Origin of the sequence: Endozoicomonas sp. ONNA1 (assembly GCF_024606325.1) — a bacterium.
In the GTDB taxonomy this organism is placed as follows: domain Bacteria; phylum Pseudomonadota; class Gammaproteobacteria; order Pseudomonadales; family Endozoicomonadaceae; genus Endozoicomonas_A.
The window spans coordinates 1-1,212 of the sequence record NZ_JAHHPN010000359.1 but is presented as its reverse complement, the minus strand read 5'-3'; the positions used below and the strand labels follow the sequence as shown (position 1 = coordinate 1,212).

Annotated in this window: 1 protein-coding gene; it reads right to left on the bottom strand. The window is 53.9% G+C overall.

The annotated features are described in order from the left end of the window. The coding region (locus KDK19_RS08300; protein WP_257291716.1) for a calcium-binding protein at nucleotides 1-1,212 on the bottom strand (1,212 nt) is incomplete at both ends.

Below are 1,212 nucleotides of genomic sequence, written 5' to 3'. Positions count from 1 at the left end.
CCCGGCTTCAGGGTCAGCTTGCGTAAAACACCACTGTGGGGGGTGCATGTGGAAGCGCTGAAACGAAACTCAATCTCCAGTCTGATATTATTGCTTTCCTGACTGCCAATCCGGTGCAGGCCGACACCGAGGTTTTTTCCTTCATTAGCAAGGTTTTCCAGCTCAGTCTTGTCACGCCAACGCTTCCGGGGGAATTCACCTAAAGGTTTTCCGGGGTAGCGATTCAAAAATGCCAGCATCTGTGCTCTGGAAAAGGTGTAGGTGTCCACTTTCCTGGTGACCTTGCAAAGTCTCCTTCCCGAATCAAAATGAGTTGAGAGGGTGGTGTTGCTCAGTTTCATCACATCCCCGGCTATGAACTGCCAGCGGCCCGTATCGGTCAGATCCTTCCGGTACCAGTGGGTATTAGCACGACTGACGTTGACAGACGGGATGTCGGGGGTGTTGAAGTCCACGGTGACGGTCTCACCGGGTCTCTGTTTGCTGAAAACCAGATCCATGCTCTCGCTAACCGGGTTGACAGTCAGGCTGGCCAGCTGTTTGTTCTGTCGGCACCCGGCACCAAATCGCCCCCAGCGGATGACCAACACTGGCCATTTGCCTGTCGAAGGCTCCTGAGGTGTGTGGACGTAAAATTTGTGATTACCAAGGTTGTTGCCACTGAGCCTGATTGAATCCGCATGAGTGCCCGTGTAAACCTTGTGGTGACCCTCACCCAGTATCACCGTGTTAAAACCGCTTCTCAGCCAGACAGACGTCTTTCCGCCGTGAGTGATGACGGTGTCGTTACCCCCTCCGACATCCAGGATGTTGGTGCCATTGGTGACCATGAAAACCGTATTCTCGTCGTTTCCTTTGATCCGGTCATCGTGGGGAGAGTCCTGTATGACCTCGACACCGGTCACCACATCCCCCAACGACGGATCCCGGTTGGTCATATCCAGCCAGAGCTTTTCTTTTCGGATCATGTAGGAAAGGGTGTCTGTGCCGGGGCCACCGTCCACCACGTTTTGACCGGTCAACACCGCCCGGTCATTGCCCGCCCCCAGTTTTATTACGTTTGTCCCATTGCTGGCATAGACAAAATCGTCACCACGGCGCGCATCCACTATATTGTTGCTATTCTCATCTCCCCTGAGAAAAATGGCATCACGCTGGTCAGACCCGTACACTTCTGAGCCGTCTTCGGAACCCACCAGGTTTTCCATACCC